The organism is Micromonospora sp. CNZ295, assembly GCF_004217535.1.
In genome coordinates, this window is sequence record NZ_SHKZ01000001.1 from 6,217,632 (window position 1) to 6,234,444 (window position 16,813).

The window sequence follows — 16,813 nt, forward strand, 5'->3', positions numbered from 1 at the left end:
CATCGTATCGGTTCAACACCGCCGGCACCTCGCCCATTTCCCCCGATCCCACCCCCGTGATCTTGCACTTACGGCCCGCGTTACGTCCCGTTTGCGTCGTTCGCCCGGGCAGCAAGTGCAAGATCGCGGAGTGGGGCGATCGGGGTCAGGAGCCGGTGCGGAAGTCGTAGCGGTCGAAGGTCTCCTGGGTCCGGGTGAAGCGGTAGGTGGCCCAGTGCATCCGGACGACCGCTCCGGTTCCGTCCCGGGTGAGGCGCAGCAGTTCGCCGACCTCCCGGCCGGAGACCGTGCGGTAGACGTCCGGGCGGTCCGGCACCGGGGCGAAGACGGCCGGCGGCTTGCCCGGCGGGTCGTCCGCGCCACGGGCCCGCAGTGCGCCGTCGTGCCAGCTGAAGACGGACTCGAAACCCTCGCCCCACCAGCGGCCCAGCAGCCCGCGGACCGCCGGCGGAGCCGGTGGCCCGGGCCGCCAGGGCTCGACGTCGGCCGGATCGTGCTCGACCGCGGCGGCGAGCAGCCGGTGCGGCAGGTCGAACAGCTCGCCAGCCGTGCCGCTGGAGCCCAGCACCGCCGCACCCATCGCGCCGGCGGTGCCGTCACCGCCCCGGCGGCCGTAGACCGCGGCGAGGAAACCGGGCATCGCACCGTCGTGGCCGACATGCATGATCCGCTTGCCCTGCGGCACCAGGATCAACCCGAGCCCGAAGCCGCCGGTCCAGAGCGTCTCGTCGGTCACCGTCACCGGCCAGCGCATCTCCTCCAGCGTGGCGGGCGAGAGCACCCGGCCGGCCGCGTCGAGCGCCGCCGGGTCGGCCAGGAAGGCGGCCCAGCGGGCCATGTCGCTCGCCGTGCTCCACAGCTGGGCGGCCGGGCCGACCGCGCCGAAGTCGGTCGGCGGCTCCGGGCGTGCCTCGTCGGAGTACGCGTCGACCAGGAACCCGGTGGCGGCCCGCCGGCCGGGGCTCACCGTGGTGGTGGTCAGCCCCAGCGGGATCAGCACCCGCTCGGTCAGCACCTCCGCCCAGGTGCCGCCGCGCAACTGCCCGACCAGCCGGCCGAGCAGCGCCAGGCCGAGGTTGGAGTAGTGGTAGCGCCGGCCCGGCGGCAGCACCCGCTCCGCCTTCGCCAGGTCGGCCAGCAACTGGTCCGCGTCCGGGGCGCGCAGGGTGTCCCAGACGTCACCGTACGGTTCCCGCTGCAGGCCGGCGGTGTGCGACAGCAGCCGGCGTACGGTGAGGTCCCCGTGCGCCGGCAGGTCCAGGTGCCGGCTCAGCGGGTCGTCCAGGTCGAGCAGGCCGTCGTCGCGGCACTGCAGGACCAGGACGGCCGTGAAGGTCTTGGTCACCGAGCCGATCCGGAACCGGGTCTGCGGGTCCAGGGCGGTGTCGTTGCCGGTCCAACCGACCGTGGACGTCCACAGCGGCCGGTCGGCGCGGTGCAGGGCCGCCGAGATCGCCGGGATCCGCGCCTGCGCCTGGACCTGCCGGACCAGCCGGTCCAGCCGGTCACCCACCGCCGTCACGCGAGGTCCCGGGCCAGCATCGGGCCGAGCGGCGCGCCGCCGAGCAGGTGCGCGTGGACGTGGAAGACCTCCTGCCCGCCGTACGCCCCGGTGTTGAACATGAGCCGGAAGCCGTCCCCGAGCAGGCCCTCGTCCTCGGCCACGGCGGCCGCGGTGGCGAGCACCGCACCGGCGAGCCCCGGGTCGCCCTGCGCGAGGGTGGCCACGTCGGCGTAGTGCTCCTTCGGGATCACCAGCACGTGCACCGGCGCCTTCGGGTCGATGTCCCGGAAGGCGAGGGTGGTCTCGGTCTCCCGGACGACGGTGGCCGGGATCTCCCCGGCGACGATGCGGCAGAACAGGCAGTCAGGTGTGCTCACCGGGGCAGTGTAAGGAAGGGCCCTTCCGGACGCCTCCGGTAGCGGAAGGCTCCCCGGTCAACACCGCCGACGGCGCTGCGGCAGGATGGCCGGCGTGACTTCACGGGCGGTACTGGTGACGGGGGCCTCGCGGGGCATCGGGCGGGCGGTGGCGCGGATGTTCGCCGCGGGCGGCGACCTGGTGGCGATCCACCACCGGGACTCGGCCGCGGCGGCCGACCAGGTCCGCGCCGAGCTGCCCGGCGACGGCCACCTGGTGGTCCGCGCCGACCTCACCGACCCGGACGCGGTCCGCGCCATGGTGGACGAGGCCGCGACCCGCCTGGGCGGGCTGGATGTGCTGGTCAACAACGCCGGCGTGTACGGCGAGCGGGACGACCCCCACCCGGTCTTCGGCGCCTCCTACGAGGAGTGGCGGGCACGCTGGCGGCGGGTGGTGGAGACGAACCTGACCGGCGCCGCCAACGTCACCTGGTGCGCGGCGCAGCACATGCGGGAGCGGGGCGGCCGGGTCGTCAACGTCTCGTCGCGGGGCGCGTTCCGGGGCGAGCCGGAGCAGCCGGCGTACGGGGCGAGCAAGGCGGGCCTGAACGCGCTGGGCCAGTCGTTGGCGGTCGCCCTGGCGCCGTACGGCATCGCCGTCGCCACGGTGGCGCCCGGCTTCGTCGAGACCGACATGACCACCGAGCACCTGAGCGGCGAACCGGGCGCCGCGATCCGCGCCCAGTCCCCCTTCAACCGGGTGGCCCGGCCGGAGGAGATCGCCGCGGCGGTGCACTGGCTGGCGAGTCCCGCCGCGGAGTGGGCCTCCGGCACGATCGTGGACCTGAACGGCGCCAGCTACCTCCGCACCTGAGCAGGGGCAGGTCACCAGCGGGACAGGCGGGTGGAGAGGACGGACAGGGCCGCCACGCCGGCCGTCGAGGTACGCAGCACCGACGGGCCGAGGCGGACCGGGCGGGCGCCGGCCTCCCGGAACGCGTCCAGCTCGCGGTCCGCGATGCCCCCCTCCGGGCCGACCACCAGCACGATCTCACCGGTCGCCGGCAGCGCCACCGTCGCCAGCCGCTCGTCGGCCTCCTCGTGGAGGACGAACGCGGCGTCCGCCCCGGCGAGCCGGCGAACCACCCGGTTCGTCGACTCGTCCGGCGAACCGGCGATCACCGGGAGCCAGGGCCGACGGGCCTGCTTGGCCGCCTCGCGTGCGGTGACCACCCACTTCTCCCGCGCCCGTACGCCCCGGTCACCGCGCCACAGGGCGATCGACCGTTCGGCCGCCCAGGGCACGATCTCGTCCACCCCCACCTCGGTCATCGCCTGCACGGCCAGCTCGCCACGGTCCCCCTTGGCGATGCCCTGCACCACCACCAGGCGCGGGACGGGCGCGTCGACGTACCCGCGGGAGGTGATCTCGAGATCGAGGGTGGCCTTGCCGACGGCGGTGACCTCCGCGGCGGCCGTGCCGCCCCGCCCGTCGGCGAGCAGCAGTCGCTCGCCCGGCCGGAGTCGCTGCACGGTCGCGGCGTGCCGCCCCTCCGGGCCGTCGAGGGTCATCGCATCGGCGGTGGGCAGCGACTCGACGAGGAACAGCGGCGCGGACACGATCACCAGGCTATCGGCCCGGCGGTGGACCGGGGCCGTCAGCCCGAAGCCGCCCACCCGAGCCGGCGGGCCGGAGCCGCCGGCCGTCAGGCGTGGCCGTTGAAGGCGTCGCGCATCCGGGAGAAGAAGCCGCCCTGCTTGGTCAGCTCGGCGACCTCCTCGCCCCGGGTACGCGCGAACTCGCGCAGCATCTTCTCCTGCTCGGCGTCGAGCTTGGTGGGCGTACGCACGTCGAGGTGGACGTAGAGGTCGCCGCGCCCGGTGCCGCGCAGGTGCGGTACGCCGCGGGCGCGCAGCCGCAGGGTGCTGCCCGGCTGGGTGCCGGGCTTGACGTCGACCGGCTCCTCGCTGTCCAGCGTCTTGATGGTGAGGCGGGTGCCGAGCGCCGCTGCCGTCATCGGGACGGTCACCCGGCAGTGCAGGTCGTCGCCCTTGCGGGAGAAGACGTCGTGCGGCCGCTCGTGGATCTCGACGTAGAGGTCGCCGGCCGTGCCGCCACCCGGGCCGACCTCGCCCTGCTGGGCCAGCCGGATCCGCATGCCGTCCTCGACGCCCGCCGGGATCTTGACGGTCAGCGAGCGGCGGGTGCGCACCCGGCCGTCACCGGCGCAGGTCGGGCAGGGGTGCGGGATCGTCGTGCCGTAGCCCTGGCAGACGGTGCACGGCCGGGCCGACACGACCTGCCCGAGGAAGGTGCGCTGCACGGACTGGACCTCGCCGCGGCCGCCGCACGCCTCACAGGTCGCCAGGTGGGTGCCGGCCGCGGTGCCGGCGCCGGAGCAGGTGGTGCAGAGGACGGCGGTGTCGACGGTGATCGGCGCCTCGACGCCGAACGCGGTCTCGTGCAGGTCCAGCTCGAGGCGGAGGATCGCGTCGGCCCCCGGCCGGGTACGCGGGCGCGGTCCCCGGGCGCCGCCGGCGGCGCCCCCGAAGAACGCGTCCATGATGTCCTGGAAGCCGACGAACGGGCCGGCTCCGCCGGGACCCCCCGGACCGCCCGCGCCCCCACCGCCCGGCGCGAGGGGATCGCCGCCGAGGTCGACGATCTGCCGTTTCCGATCGTCGGAGAGAACCTCGTACGCGGCGTTGATGTCCTTGAACTTCTCCTGCGCCTCCGGGTCCGGATTGACGTCCGGGTGGTACTTGCGCGCGAGCTTGCGGTAGGCGCGCTTGATGTCGTCGTCGGAGGCGTCCCGGCTCACGCCGAGGATGCCGTAGTAGTCCCTGGCCACTGCGTTCCGTGTCCTCATGTTCGTCTCGCGTTGCGCCGGCCGCCGGCCCGAACCGGCCGGACGGTACTGCCTAGTTCTGGGCCAGCAGGTCGCCCACGTAGCGTGCCACGGCCCGCACCGTGGCGATGGTGCCGGGGTAGTCCATCCGGGTCGGGCCCAGCACCCCGAGACCGCCGACGATGGTGGCCCCGGGGCCGTAGCCGGTGCTCACCACCGACGCGGCCCGGAGGTTGTCGATCTCGTTCTCGTCGCCGATGCGGACCCGCATGGTGCTCGGCTCGACCTCGCCGATGAGTTTGAGGAGGACGACCTCCTCCTCGAGCGCCTCCAGGATGGGACGGAGCGACCCCTGGAAGTCGAGGAGGCCACCCCGGGCGAGGTTGGCGGTGCCGGCCAGCGCGATCCGCTCCTCGTGCCGCTCGACCAGGGTCTCCAGCAGCACCGTGGAGAGGGTGGTCATGGCGGGGCGCAGCTCGGCCGTGGCCTCGTCGACCAGCGCCTGCACCAGGGGCGGCGTCTCGGACAGCCGGGTGCCCACCAGCTTCTCGTTGACCAGCCGGCGCAGGTCGGTCACGTCGTCGGCGCGGATCGGCCCCGGCAGCTCGACGAGGCGCTGCTCGACGCGACCGGTGTCGGCGATCATGACGAGCATGAGCCGGGTGGTGGAGATGGGCACCAGTTCCAGGTGACGCACCGAGGAGCGGGCCAGCGACGGGTACTGCACGACGGCGACCTGCCGGGTCAGCTGGGCCAGCAGCCGGACGGTGCGGTGCACCACGTCGTCGAGGTCGACCGCGCCGACCAGGAAGCGCTCGATGGCCCGGCGCTCGGCCGGGCTGAGCGGCTTGACGCGGGACAGCCGGTCCACGAAGAGCCGGTAGCCCCGGTCGGTGGGGACCCGGCCGGCGCTGGTGTGCGGCTGCCGGATGAAGCCCTCCTCCTCGAGCACCGCCATGTCGTTGCGGACGGTCGCCGGGGAGACGCCGAGCTGGTGGCGCTCGACCAGGGCCTTGCTGCCGACCGGCTCCTGCGTGGCGACGTAGTCCTCGACGATCGCGCGCAGCACCGCGAGCTTGCGGTCGTCGAGACCCATCCTCCCCACCTCCTGTCGCGCGTCGGCCGCCGGCTGCCCGGGCGGAGCCTGGCACTCGACTGTAGCGAGTGCCAGTCTACGTCGGCGGGCCCGTCACCGCGATGATCAACGACGGGCGAATGGCGCGCCAGGGCACCCCGGCGTTACCGCGCCAGGGCCGATCAGCCGGAGATCCGGGTCGGTGTCGCTCTGGTGCGCGCTTGTGGGCTGCCCCTACCGTGATCCTCATGACTGAACCACCTCGCCCTCCCGGCAGCGGAGAGCCGGGCCCCCAGGGCCCCGACGACCCCACCACGCCACTGTCCGGCCAGCCCGGCAGCGGCGGCTATCCCCCGCCCGGTGGCTATCCGCCACCCACCGGTGACACTCCGCCGCCGGGTGGCTATCCCCCGCCCGGCGGCTACCCGCCCCCCGGCGCCGGCTACCCCACCGGCGGCGCGTACGGTCCGCCGGCCGGCTACGCCAACAACGAGGACAAGACCTGGGCGCTCGTCGCGCACTTCGGCGGCGCGCTCGGCGCGTTGATCAGCTTCGGCCCGCTCGGTTTCGTCGCCCCGCTGATCGCGTACCTGGCCCGCGGCAACCAGTCGCCGGCGGTCCGGGCCCACGCCCTCGCGGCGCTGAACTTCCAGATCGTCTGGTCGCTCATCGCCTTCGTGCTGCTCTTCGTGAGCTGGTGCCTGCTCTTCCTGCCCAGCGTCGCCGTCGTGGTGATCCAGATCGTGTTCGGCATCATCGCCGGCCTGCGGGCGAACGAGGGCACCCTGTACCGCTACCCGATGTCCGCGAGCTTCATCAAGTGAGCCCGACCGGCCGCTCCCCCGGCCGGTCGGCACCGCTCGCGCTCACCCCGGGCGGGTGAGCCGGGCGGGGGGGGCGGTCACGGCAGCAGGTCGCGCACCACGGCGTCGGCGAGCAGCCGGCCGCGCAGGGTCAGCACGGCGCGGCCGGCGGCGAACTCCGCCCTGTCGAGCAGGCCGGTCGCCCGCGCCCGCTCGGCGCCGGCGCGACCGGGCGGGTCGAGCACCTCCAGCGGCAGGCCGGAGGCGAGCCGCACCCGCAGCATCACGTCCTCCATGTGCGCCTCGTCGGCGGTCAGCACCTCCCGGGCCAGACCGGGGGACTCCCCGGCGGCCAGCCGCTTCGCGTACGCCGTGGGGTGCTTCACGTTCCACCAGCGCACGCCGCCGACGTGGCTGTGCGCCCCCGGGCCGAGGCCCCACCAGTCCCCGCCGGTCCAGTAGAGCAGGTTGTGGCGGCAGCGGGCGGCCGGCGTCCGCGCCCAGTTGGAGACCTCGTACCAGGAGAAGCCGGCCGCGCCGAGGGCGGCCTCCGCGGCCAGGTAGCGGTCCGCGGCGACGTCGTCGGACGGGTACGCCAGCTCGCCGCGGCGCATCCGGGCCGCGAGCCGGGTGCCCTCCTCCACGATCAGGGCGTACGCGCTGACGTGGTCCACCCCGGCGGCGACCACCTGATCGAGCGAGGCGGCGAAGTCCTCCGCGCGCTCCCCCGGCGTGCCGTAGATCAGGTCCAGGTTGACGTGCGCGAAGCCGGCGTCGCGGGCCTCCCGCGCGGCGGCGACGGCCCGGCCGGCGCTGTGCCTCCGGTCCAGGATCGCCAGCACCCCCGGCGACACGGACTGCATGCCCAGCGAGATCCGCGTGTAGCCGGCGGCCCGCAGCGCGGCGAGCGACTCCGGGGTGACCGACTCCGGGTTGGCCTCGGTGGTCACCTCGGCGTCCGGGGCCAGCCCGAACGTCCGGTCGATGCCGTCGAGGATCCGCGCCAGATCGGCGGCGGGGAGCAGGGTGGGGGTGCCGCCGCCGACGAAGACCGTGTCGACCCGGGGCGGCGGGCTGTCCCGCAGCACCCGCGCCGCGAGCGCCAGCTCGGCGAGCACGGTGTCGGCGTACTCCTCCCGGCTGGCGCCGCCGCCCAGCTCCGCTGCCGTGTACGTGTTGAAGTCGCAGTAGCCGCAGCGGCTGGCGCAGAACGGGACGTGGACGTACACGCCGAAGCCGCGCGCGCCGACCGAGGTGCGGGCGGTGGCGGGCAGCGAACCGTCGGCGGGGACGATCTCGCCTGCTGGAAGGACGCCGGGCATGGCCACTAGTGTGCCCTTCCATGACCTCTCCCGACGCGCTCGTGCGGGTCGCCACGGCCCGCGGGGTGACCACCCTCACCCTGGACAGCCCGCACAACCGCAACGCGCTCTCCACGCCGCTGATGACGCAGCTGCTCGACGGCCTCGCCACGGCGGTCGCCGACGACGCCGTACGCGTGGTCGTGCTGGACCACACCGGCCCGGTCTTCTGCTCGGGGGCCGACCTGAAGGAGACCGCCGCCGCGTACGCCAGCGGGACCGTGCCCGCCGGGATGCTCGGCGACGTGCTCGCGGCGGTCTGGGAGTGCCCGAAGCCGGTGATGGCGCGGGTGGCCGGGCCGGCCCGGGCCGGCGGGCTGGGGCTGATCGCGGCGGCCGACCTGGCGGTCTGCGCCCAGGAGGCGACGTTCGCGTTCACCGAGGTCCGGATCGGGGTGATCCCGGCCGTGATCTCGGCGACCGTGCTGCCCCGGCTGCACCCGCGCGCCGCCGCCGAGCTGTACCTCACCGGGGACACCTTCGACGGGCGGCGGGCCGCCGACATCGGCCTGGTCACGGCCGCCGTACCGGCGGCGGAGCTGGACGCCGCGGTGGCCCGGTACCGCGACTCGCTGGTCCGGGGCGCCCCGGGCGCGCTGGCCGGGACGAAGGGGCTGCTGCGCCGCCCGGCGTCGACGGACCTGCGGGCCGAGATCGCCGACCTGGCCGCTTTGTCCACCGGATACTTCCTCTCCGACGAGGGTCGGGAGGGCGTCCTGGCGTTCCGGGAGAAGCGCCCGGCGAGCTGGGTGCCGGCCGAGTAACCGGTTTCCGTCCGGACGGCGCGGGAACGTCGGAACCGCCCGGACGGTTCCGGCACGACGGCCCGGCGGACCGTCCGGAACCGGTCGGACGACCCGCGGGGCGCAACGGGGACGTACGCTTGTCGAACTGTCGAACAGGGGGTGCAGGTGCGAACTCGGGCAGTCGTGACGGGCGGCGTCGTCCTCGTTCTCGTCGCCGTGGTCGGGCTGTTCATCGTCCTCCGGCAACTCGGCGACGGGCTGCGGCTTCCGCTCGCCAGCCGGACATGCACGGTGCAGGCGGACGGCCGGGTTGCCCTGGACGCCGATCAGATGGCCAACGCGGCGACGATCGCGGCCATCGGGATCCAGCGCGGCATGCCCGAGCGGGCGGTCGTGGTGGCGCTCGCCACCGCGTACCAGGAGTCGGGGCTGCGCAACCTGGCCGGCGGCGACCGGGACTCGGTCGGCCTGTTCCAGCAGCGGCCGAGCCAGGGCTGGGGCACCCCGGCCCAGATCCGCGACCCGCGGTACGCCACGAACAAGTTCTACGCGGCCCTGAAGAAGGTGCGGGGCTGGGAGCGGATGCGGGTCACCGACGCCGCCCAGAAGGTGCAGCGCTCGGCGTTCCCGGAGGCCTACCAGAAGTGGGCCGACGAGTCGGAGGTGCTGACCCGGGCGCTGCTCGGTCACGCCACCGGGGCGGTCGCCTGCACGGTCGGCGGTGACCCGCTGCGCCGCGGCGCGGCGGCGACCGCGGCACTGACCCGGGGGCTCACCCTGGACTGGGGCCTCGCCGCCACGGCCGCCGCGACCGACCTGACCCGCCTGACGGTCACGGCCGACGACGAGCGGGGCGGCTGGCGGTACGCGCACTGGCTGGTGTCGCACGCGCAGGACAACGGCGTCCGGCTGGTCCGCTTCGGCGACCGGCAGTGGACCGCCGAGAAGGGCACCTGGGACCGGGTGAAGGCCGACCAGGCGGCCGCCCACGTGGTCGCCGAGGTGTTCGCCGCCACCTGAGCCGGCGTCGCCGGCTCAGCCGCGAGCGGCGACCCGCCGGCGGGCCTTCTCCCGGATCCGCTCCGGCAGGTCCTCGGCGTCGAGCAGCCGCGACAGCAGCTCCGGTTCGAGATTCAACGCCCGGAACACCTCGCCGATGGTGACCGTGTGCCCGGGCCGGTCGAGTACCTCGACCGGGTCGCCCGCGCCGATCTCGCCCTCGCGCAGCACCCGCAGGTAGGCCCCGGGCCGGGCCCGCACGGTGAACTGCTTGATCAGATCGGGTACGCCCCAGAAGCCGGCGAACGTCGTGCAGGGCGTACGGGGCATGCTGACCTGGAGCACCGCCGACCCGATCGCCCACCGCTCGCCGATCACCGCGCCGGTCACGTCCACCGCCCGGGTGGTCAGGTTCTCGCCGAAGGCGCCCGGGCCGATCCGCCGCCCCAACTCGGCCGCCCACCACGCGGCGTCCTCCTCGGCGTACGCGTACACCGCCTTGTCCGGTCCGCCGTGGTGGGCCCGCTCGCCGATGAAGTCGCCGGCGAGCCCCTCGCCGTGCACGTGCACCGGACCGCCGGCAGGACGTTTGTCGATCCCGCTGCGGCCACTCGCGTCGCCGGCCCACTCCGCCTCGGTCACGGTGCCGAGGTTCACCGATACCACCCTGCCCGCCATGGCGGCCACCCTAGTCGCGAGGGCAGGCCAGCCTGCCGGCGGGCAGCGCGCACCGCAGCGGCACGTTGACCGGAGGCCCATCGCAACGCCGGGCGTCGGGAACAGGCCCCTTCCTTACCCCTCAGCCCTTCACGGCGCCGGCGACCAGGCCGGAGACCATTCGGCGCTGCACCAGCAGGAAGAAGATGATCACCGGGAGGGTGAAGATCGTGGAGGCGGCCATCACCGGTCCCCACGCGGTGTCGTCCCGGCCGAAGAAGAACGTCATCGCCACCGGCAGCGTGTAGCGGTCCTGGTCGCTGATGAACGTCAGCGCGAAGATCAGCTCGTTCCACGCGGTGATGAAGGAGAAGATGCTGGTGGCCACCAGGCCCGGCATGACCAACGGGAGGAGGATCCGCCGGAAGGTCTGGGCGCGGCTGGCGCCGTCGATCGCGGCCGCCTCCTCCAGCTCCTTGGGGACCGCGGCGACGAAGCCGCGCAGCATCCAGACCGCGAACGGCAGCGAGAAGCCGAGGTACGTGAGGATGAGGCTCGGCAGCGTGTTGTAGAGCCCGAGCCGCTGGATCATCAGGAACAGCGGGATGACCAGCGCCTCCAGCGGGATCATCTGCACCACCAGCAGCATGATCAGGAAGCTGGTGCGCAGCTTGAAACGGAAGCGGGCCACCGCCGTCGCCGCCAGCAGCGCGACCAGGCCGCTCAGCAGCACGGTCGCGACGGCGACCAGGGCGCTGTTGAGGAAGAAGTCCGCGAACGTCACGCCGGGGATCAGGTTGCCGGTCAGGATCTGCCGGTAGTGCTCCAGCGTCGGCTCGGCCGGCACCGGCCGGGGCGTGCTGGAGAAGATCTCCCCACTCGGCTTCAGCGAGGTGGTGATCATCCAGTAGACCGGGAAGGCCGCGAAGAGCGCCACCAGCAGGCCCGCGCCGTTGAGGGCGAGGCGTTTCACGCGTTCTCCTCCTGCTTGAGCACCATGCGGACGTAGACCCCGGTCACCACGAGCAGGATCAGGGTCAGGATCACCGCGATCGCCGCGCCCAGCCCGTACTTGGGCGGTGGCGAGAAGGCCTCGGCGTACGAGTAGACCGAGAGCATGAAGGTCGGCCGGTCCTGGGTGCCCCCGGCGAGGACGTAGTACTGCGTGAAGACCTTGAAGTCCCAGATCGTGGAGAGCACCACCAGGATCCCGAAGACCGGCCGCAGCAGCGGGAAGGTGACCCGCCAGAACACCTTCCACGGGCCGGCCCCGTCGACCCGGGCCGCCTCGTGCAGCTCGCTGGGCACGCTCTTCAGGCCGGCCAGCACGCTGACCGCGATGAACGGGAACGAGTGCCAGACCACCACCAGGGTGAGGATCGAGAAGAACAGCAGCGGGGAGTTGAACCAGCCGTAGCCGGTCCACTCGGTACGCCCGAAGATGGCCTGCGACAGGCCGTCCGGCAGCGCGTTGAACAGCCAGGTGACCAGGCCGCTGGTGTCGTCGAAGATCCACTTCCAGACGATCGTGCCGGTCAGCGCCGGAGTGGCCCAGGCGAGCATCACGCAGCTCGCGACGAACGCGGCCATCCGCTTGCCGAGCCGGTTGAGCAGCAGGCCGACCAGGGTGCCGAGGACCATCGTCAGGGCCACATTGGCCGCGGCGAAGAGGACGGTGTTGCGCAGCACCGTCCAGAAGAACGGGTCACCCAGGATGTCGGCGTAGTTCCCCAGGCCGAGCCACGGCCACTCCCGGTCCCCCCGCAGCTGCCGCACGTTGTCGAGCTTGAAGAACGACATTGCCACGACCTGGCCGAGCGGCCAGAGCAGCAGCACCGCGATGATCGCCAGGCAGGGCAGGAGCAGCAGGTACGGGAGGCGGTCCGCGCGGCGACGCCGCCGCGCGGGGGTCTCCCGCGCGGCGGACGTCTCCGGTGCCTCGGTCAGCGTGGTCACTTGGCGTTGAGGATGCTTTCCATCTCCGCGGCCGCGTCGGCGGTGGCCTTCTCGACCGTCTTCTGACCCTTCATGACCGAGCTGTTCATCGCCTGGGTCACCGTCTTGTTGCGGCTGACCTCGACCCACTTCGGGGTGAGCGGCGTGAGCTTGGTGTTCTGCATGGCGGTGGCGAACGGCGCCATGATCTTGTCGCTGGCGTACTTGTCGCCGCCGACCAGGTCCTGGTACACGGGGAAGAAGCCCAGGCTCTCGGCGAACGCCGCGTCGTTCTTCTTGCTCAGCAGCACCGTCATGTAGTCCCAGGCCAGGTCCTTGCGCTCGCTGTCCTCCCACATGGCGATGTCGGAGCCACCGGCGAAGGCGGGCGCGGCCTGGCCGTCCGGGCCGGGGATCGGGAACGTACCCCAGACCTTCTCGATCTCCGGGTTGTCCTTCTTGATGGCGTTCTGCTGCCAGCTGCCGCCGAACGCCATGGCGGCCTTGCCGGTGGCGAACTGGGTCCGCGCGTCGATCTCGTTCCAGCCGGCGGCGGCCGGCGGTGCCACCTTGTGCACGGTCACCAGGTCCGTCCAGAACTTGACCGCCTTCTGGGCCTCCGGCGTGTTGTAGCCGGACTTCCAGTTGTCACCGTCCTTGATGGCGATCTCGGCGCCGGCGGCCCAGAGGAAGGAGTAGAACGGCAGCTCGGAGTTGCCGGGCAGGGCGATGCCGTAGGTGCCGGGCTTCTTCGCCTGCACGGCCTTGGCCACGGTGACCAAGTCGTCCCAGGTCTTCGGCGGCTGCACGCCGGCCTCGGCGAACCAGTCGGCGCGGTAGTAGATGCCGCGGACGCCGGCGTACCACGGCACGCCGTACTGCTTGCCGTCGAGCTGGGCGTTCTTGACCAGGTCGGGGAGGATGTCCTTGCCCTCGCCCCAACCGCCGAACCGGTCCGTCAGGTCGGCCAGCGCCTCCTGCGCCGCCCAGCCCTGGGTCTCGGTGTTGCCCAGCTCGGTGACGTCCGGTCCCTCACCACCGGCGAGCGCCGCCTGGAACTTCTTCGGCGCCTCCAGCCAGGGGATGTACTGGACCACCACGTCGGTTTCCGGGTGCTTCTGCTTGAACTCGGCCTCGACGTCGTCCAGGAACTTCGTCTGCGCCTCGCTGCCCTCGCCCATCATCCAGACGGTCAGCTTGCTGTTGTCAGCTGCCTTTTCGTCGTCGGAGCCACCGCAGCCGGCCAGCACCATCGCGGCCGAGGCCACGACGGCGGTGACCGGGGCCAGCCGCTTCCACCTGTTCACGCCATATCTCCCTCGCGCCTCTTGGCACTAACCTTCTGCGCCGCACCTTAGTAGGAAAAAATCCTTTACGACAGTGGGCGCCGGGGGCGAAGGTGGCGACCGTATCGCAGGCGGCCGGCGAGCGGGCCGACGGGACGGGGGCGAAACCGGTCGTATCGACAGTGAACGGGCGCCCGACCCGAAGGTCGAGCGCCCGTTGTTCCAGGCTGTGCGAGTTTTACCGGTGGCTGTTGCCGATTCACCGGTGGGTGACGCCGCGGCGTCGGCCCACGCCGGCCACCAGGGCCACCGCGATGGCGGCGAACAGGACCTGCAGCATCAGCTCGCGCCAGTCGATGCCGGCGGTCTCGGCGAAGCCGGCGGCCCGGGCGACGATGGTGCCGAGCAGCGCCGCGCCGACACCGATGAGCATGTGCAGCCAAATCGGCATGTTCTGCCGGCCCGGCACGACCAGACGGCCCAGCGCGCCGACGATCAGACCGACGATCAGCGCGGTGATGATGCCCCAGACGGTCAGCTCCACGGTCGTTCTCCTAACGGGAAGTGTGAGTCGGTGTTGAATGGGTCTTTCTGTGGTGACCCCTCAGTTCCCGACCCGCGGATTTCCCAAACCGACTTTGCGGGACAGCCGGTTCCGGGACCGCCAGACCGGGCGTCGACGCCCTACCCGCACGCGACGGGCGCCCGACCAGACTGGTCGGGCGCCCGCGCCGAGGATTCAGTTGTCGACGGTCAGTAGCGGCTGACGCTGCGGCGTCGACCCACGCCGGCCACCAGGGCCACGGCGATGGCGGCCAGCACGACCTGGACCAGCAGCTCGCCCCAGTCGATGCCGGCGGTCTCGGTGGCGATGCCCACGGCCCGCGCCAGCACGGTACCGAGCAGCGCGGCGCCGACACCGATCAGCATGTGCAGCCAGATCGGCATGTTCTGCCGGCCCGGCACGACCAGACGGCCCAGCGCGCCGACGATCAGACCGACAAAGAGCGCGGTGATGATGCCCCAAACGGTGAGCTCCACGGTCGCCCTCCTTCACGAATTCTTTCCACGGACGGGTGGTGTTCCTGACGTGCCCACCCATTGCCCGACCCGCCGGATTCCCAAACCGGTCCGGCCACCGCGGAAAGCGTCGCCCGTCGATGACGGGCGCCCCGCCGATTCGACGTACGGCATCGTCCGCGCAGCTCACGCCGGGGTGCCGGAGAAACGGCCGGCGCCGCTGCGCGGTGGCGGAAATCGCCGTCGCCGGACCTGACGACGGCGCCCCGCCCGGGCTGTCGATACCCGGACGGGGCGCCGTCGCACGTGTGGTCCGCCCCGCGGCGGCGTTCACTTCTTGCCGGGGGCCTTCCCGTCACCAGAGTCGGAGGAGAGCGCGGCGATGAAGGCCTCCTGGGGGACCTCCACCCGGCCCACCATCTTCATCCGCTTCTTGCCCTCCTTCTGCTTCTCCAGCAGCTTGCGCTTCCGGCTGATGTCACCGCCGTAGCACTTCGCCAGCACGTCCTTGCGGATCGCCCGGATCGTCTCGCGGGCGATCACCCGGCTGCCGATCGCCGCCTGGATCGGCACCTCGAACTGCTGGCGCGGGATGAGCGCGCGCAGCTTCGCGGCGATCGTGGTCCCGTAGTTGTACGCCTTGTCCTTGTGCACGATCGCGCTGAACGCGTCGACCGGCTCGCCGTGCAGGAGGATGTCGACCTTCACCAGGTCCGAGGACTGCTCGCCGGAGGGCTCGTAGTCCAGCGACGCGTACCCCTTGGTGCGGCTCTTCAACTGGTCGAAGAAGTCGAAGATGATCTCGGCGAGGGGCAGCGAGTAGCGCAGCTCCACCCGGTCGGCCGAGAGGTAGTCCATGCCGAGCAGATTGCCCCGGCGGCCCTGGCAGAGCTCCATCACCGCCCCGACGTAGTCGTTCGGGGTCAGCACGGTGGCCCGCACGGTCGGCTCGTACACCTCGGCGATCTTGCCGGTCGGGTACTCGCTCGGGTTCGTCACCACGACCTCCTCGCCGTCCTCGGTGAGGGCCCGGTAGACCACGTTCGGCGCGGTCGAGATCAGGTCGAGGTTGAACTCCCGCTCCAGCCGCTCCCGGATGATCTCCAGGTGCAGCAGGCCGAGGAAGCCGCAGCGGAAACCGAAGCCGAGCGCTCCGGAGGTCTCCGGCTCGTACGTCAGCGCCGCGTCGTTGAGCTTGAGCTTGTCCAGCGCGTCCCGCAGGTTCGGGTAGTCCGACCCGTCGATCGGGTAGAGGCCGGAGTAGACCATCGGCTTCGGGTCCTTGTACCCGCCGAGCGGCTCGCCCGCCGGACGCGCGTTGATGGTGACCGTGTCACCCACCCGCGACTGCCGGACGTCCTTCACACCGGTGATCAGGTAGCCCACCTCGCCGACGCCGAGCGCGTCGGCCTTCACCATCTCCGGCGAGATGACACCGAGCTCCAGCAGCTCGTGGACGGCGCCGGTGGACATCATCTTGATCCGGTCCCGCGCACTGATCCGCCCGTCGACCACCCGCACGTACGTGACCACACCCCGGTAGACGTCGTACACCGAGTCGAAGATCATCGCGCGGGCCAGCGACTCGGCGTCCCCGACCGGCGGCGTGAACTGCCGGACGATCTCGTCGAGCAGATGCGGCACCCCCTCGCCGGTCTTGCCGGAGACGCGGATGCAGTCCGCCGGGTCGCCGCCGATCAGGTGCGCCAGCTCCTCGGCGTACTTCTCCGGCTGCGCCGCCGGCAGGTCGATCTTGTTGAGCACCGGGATGACGTGCAGGTCGTTCTCGAGCGCCAGGTAGAGGTTGGCGAGGGTCTGCGCCTCGATGCCCTGGGCCGCGTCCACCAGCAGGATCGCGCCCTCGCACGCGGCGAGGGAGCGGGAGACCTCGTACGTGAAGTCGACGTGCCCCGGGGTGTCGATCATGTTGAGCACGGCGCTCTCGCCGGCCCGCTCGCCCTCCCGGATCGTCCACGGCATCCGGACGGCCTGGCTCTTGATGGTGATGCCGCGCTCGCGCTCGATGTCCATCCGGTCGAGGTACTGGGCGCGCATCTGCCGGGGGTCGACCACGCCGGTGAGCTGCAGCATCCGGTCGGCCAGGGTCGACTTCCCGTGGTCGATGTGGGCGATGATGCAGAAGTTCCGGATGCGCGCCGGGTCGGTGGCACCGGGAGCGTTCGCGCCGGGATCGAGCGTCGGTGGCACAGCTGTCCGTT

Annotated in this window: 17 protein-coding genes; 4 read left to right on the plus strand and 13 right to left on the minus strand. The window is 72.4% G+C overall.

Translation table 11 applies throughout. From position 1 onward, the window contains the following. Window positions 1–145: 145 nt before the first annotated feature. Together EV376_RS28915 and EV376_RS28920 are read right to left on the minus strand one after the other, a co-directional pair. Window positions 146–1,522: a serine hydrolase domain-containing protein gene (locus EV376_RS28915; protein ID WP_130328272.1), complete on the minus strand. Its 1,377-nt coding sequence runs from the start codon at window positions 1,520–1,522 to the stop codon at window positions 146–148. Further along, the gene (locus tag EV376_RS28920; protein WP_130328273.1) at window positions 1,519–1,881 is read right to left on the minus strand and encodes a histidine triad nucleotide-binding protein; all 363 of its coding nucleotides are present in this window, start codon (window positions 1,879–1,881) and stop codon (window positions 1,519–1,521) included. Before EV376_RS28920 ends, EV376_RS28915 begins: the two co-directional genes overlap by 4 nt. 94 nt (window positions 1,882–1,975) lie before the next feature. On the opposite strand from EV376_RS28920, the gene EV376_RS28925 reads away from it, so the two are divergent. Further along, window positions 1,976–2,737: an SDR family oxidoreductase gene (locus EV376_RS28925; RefSeq protein ID WP_130328274.1), complete on the plus strand. Its 762-nt coding sequence runs from the start codon at window positions 1,976–1,978 to the stop codon at window positions 2,735–2,737. 11 nt (window positions 2,738–2,748) lie between these two features. On the opposite strand, the gene EV376_RS28930 is transcribed toward EV376_RS28925, so the two are convergent. From EV376_RS28930 to hrcA, 3 genes are all read right to left on the minus strand, one after another. After that, window positions 2,749–3,483: a 16S rRNA (uracil(1498)-N(3))-methyltransferase gene (locus EV376_RS28930; protein WP_130328275.1), complete on the minus strand. Its 735-nt coding sequence runs from the start codon at window positions 3,481–3,483 to the stop codon at window positions 2,749–2,751. Window positions 3,484–3,569: 86 nt separating this feature from the next. Next, window positions 3,570–4,715: a molecular chaperone DnaJ gene (gene dnaJ, locus EV376_RS28935; protein WP_207228629.1), complete on the minus strand. Its 1,146-nt coding sequence runs from the start codon at window positions 4,713–4,715 to the stop codon at window positions 3,570–3,572. A gap of 70 nt (window positions 4,716–4,785) precedes the next feature. Next, the gene (hrcA, locus tag EV376_RS28940) at window positions 4,786–5,808 is read right to left on the minus strand and encodes a heat-inducible transcriptional repressor HrcA (protein ID WP_130328277.1); all 1,023 of its coding nucleotides are present in this window, start codon (window positions 5,806–5,808) and stop codon (window positions 4,786–4,788) included. A gap of 227 nt (window positions 5,809–6,035) precedes the next feature. Between hrcA and EV376_RS28945 the strand changes: the two genes are divergently transcribed. Next, window positions 6,036–6,611 (plus strand): DUF4870 domain-containing protein, encoded by a 576-nt coding sequence (locus tag EV376_RS28945; RefSeq protein WP_130328278.1) that lies wholly within the window; start codon window positions 6,036–6,038, stop codon window positions 6,609–6,611. A gap of 77 nt (window positions 6,612–6,688) precedes the next feature. Here the strand turns inward: EV376_RS28945 and hemW are convergent, their stop codons facing one another. Further along, the gene (hemW, locus tag EV376_RS28950) at window positions 6,689–7,912 is read right to left on the minus strand and encodes a radical SAM family heme chaperone HemW (RefSeq protein WP_130328279.1); all 1,224 of its coding nucleotides are present in this window, start codon (window positions 7,910–7,912) and stop codon (window positions 6,689–6,691) included. A 20-nt stretch (window positions 7,913–7,932) separates the two neighbouring features. On the opposite strand from hemW, the gene EV376_RS28955 reads away from it, so the two are divergent. Next, window positions 7,933–8,715 carry an enoyl-CoA hydratase-related protein gene (locus EV376_RS28955; RefSeq protein ID WP_130328280.1) on the plus strand — a complete coding sequence of 261 codons (783 nt, stop codon included), beginning with the start codon at window positions 7,933–7,935 and terminating at the stop codon, window positions 8,713–8,715. A gap of 141 nt (window positions 8,716–8,856) precedes the next feature. Continuing rightward, window positions 8,857–9,717, plus strand: coding sequence for a hypothetical protein (locus EV376_RS28960; RefSeq protein ID WP_130328281.1), 861 nt, complete (start codon window positions 8,857–8,859; stop codon window positions 9,715–9,717). A gap of 15 nt (window positions 9,718–9,732) precedes the next feature. Here EV376_RS28960 and EV376_RS28965 read toward each other — a convergent pair whose 3' ends face one another. From EV376_RS28965 to lepA, 7 genes are all read right to left on the minus strand, one after another. Continuing rightward, entirely contained in the window at window positions 9,733–10,374 is a 642-nt protein-coding gene (locus EV376_RS28965) for an MOSC domain-containing protein (protein WP_130328282.1), read from the minus strand. A gap of 121 nt (window positions 10,375–10,495) precedes the next feature. Next, complete coding sequence (locus EV376_RS28970) at window positions 10,496–11,326, minus strand: carbohydrate ABC transporter permease (protein WP_130328283.1); 831 nt, start codon at window positions 11,324–11,326, stop codon at window positions 10,496–10,498. Continuing rightward, on the minus strand, window positions 11,323–12,309 hold the full coding sequence (locus EV376_RS28975) for a carbohydrate ABC transporter permease (RefSeq protein ID WP_130328284.1): 987 nt from the start codon (window positions 12,307–12,309) through the stop codon (window positions 11,323–11,325). The genes EV376_RS28970 and EV376_RS28975 overlap by 4 nt, the downstream gene beginning before the upstream one ends. After that, window positions 12,306–13,595 (minus strand): sugar ABC transporter substrate-binding protein, encoded by a 1,290-nt coding sequence (locus EV376_RS28980; protein WP_130328285.1) that lies wholly within the window; start codon window positions 13,593–13,595, stop codon window positions 12,306–12,308. The genes EV376_RS28975 and EV376_RS28980 overlap by 4 nt, the downstream gene beginning before the upstream one ends. 238 nt (window positions 13,596–13,833) lie before the next feature. Beyond that, window positions 13,834–14,118: a GlsB/YeaQ/YmgE family stress response membrane protein gene (locus EV376_RS28985; RefSeq protein ID WP_130328286.1), complete on the minus strand. Its 285-nt coding sequence runs from the start codon at window positions 14,116–14,118 to the stop codon at window positions 13,834–13,836. A gap of 209 nt (window positions 14,119–14,327) precedes the next feature. Further along, a complete protein-coding gene (locus EV376_RS28990; protein ID WP_130328287.1) occupies window positions 14,328–14,615 on the minus strand; it encodes a GlsB/YeaQ/YmgE family stress response membrane protein in 288 nt (95 codons plus the stop codon). Between the two features lie 309 nt (window positions 14,616–14,924). Continuing rightward, window positions 14,925–16,802, minus strand: coding sequence for a translation elongation factor 4 (lepA, locus tag EV376_RS28995; protein WP_130328288.1), 1,878 nt, complete (start codon window positions 16,800–16,802; stop codon window positions 14,925–14,927). Window positions 16,803–16,813: the final 11 nt, after the last annotated feature.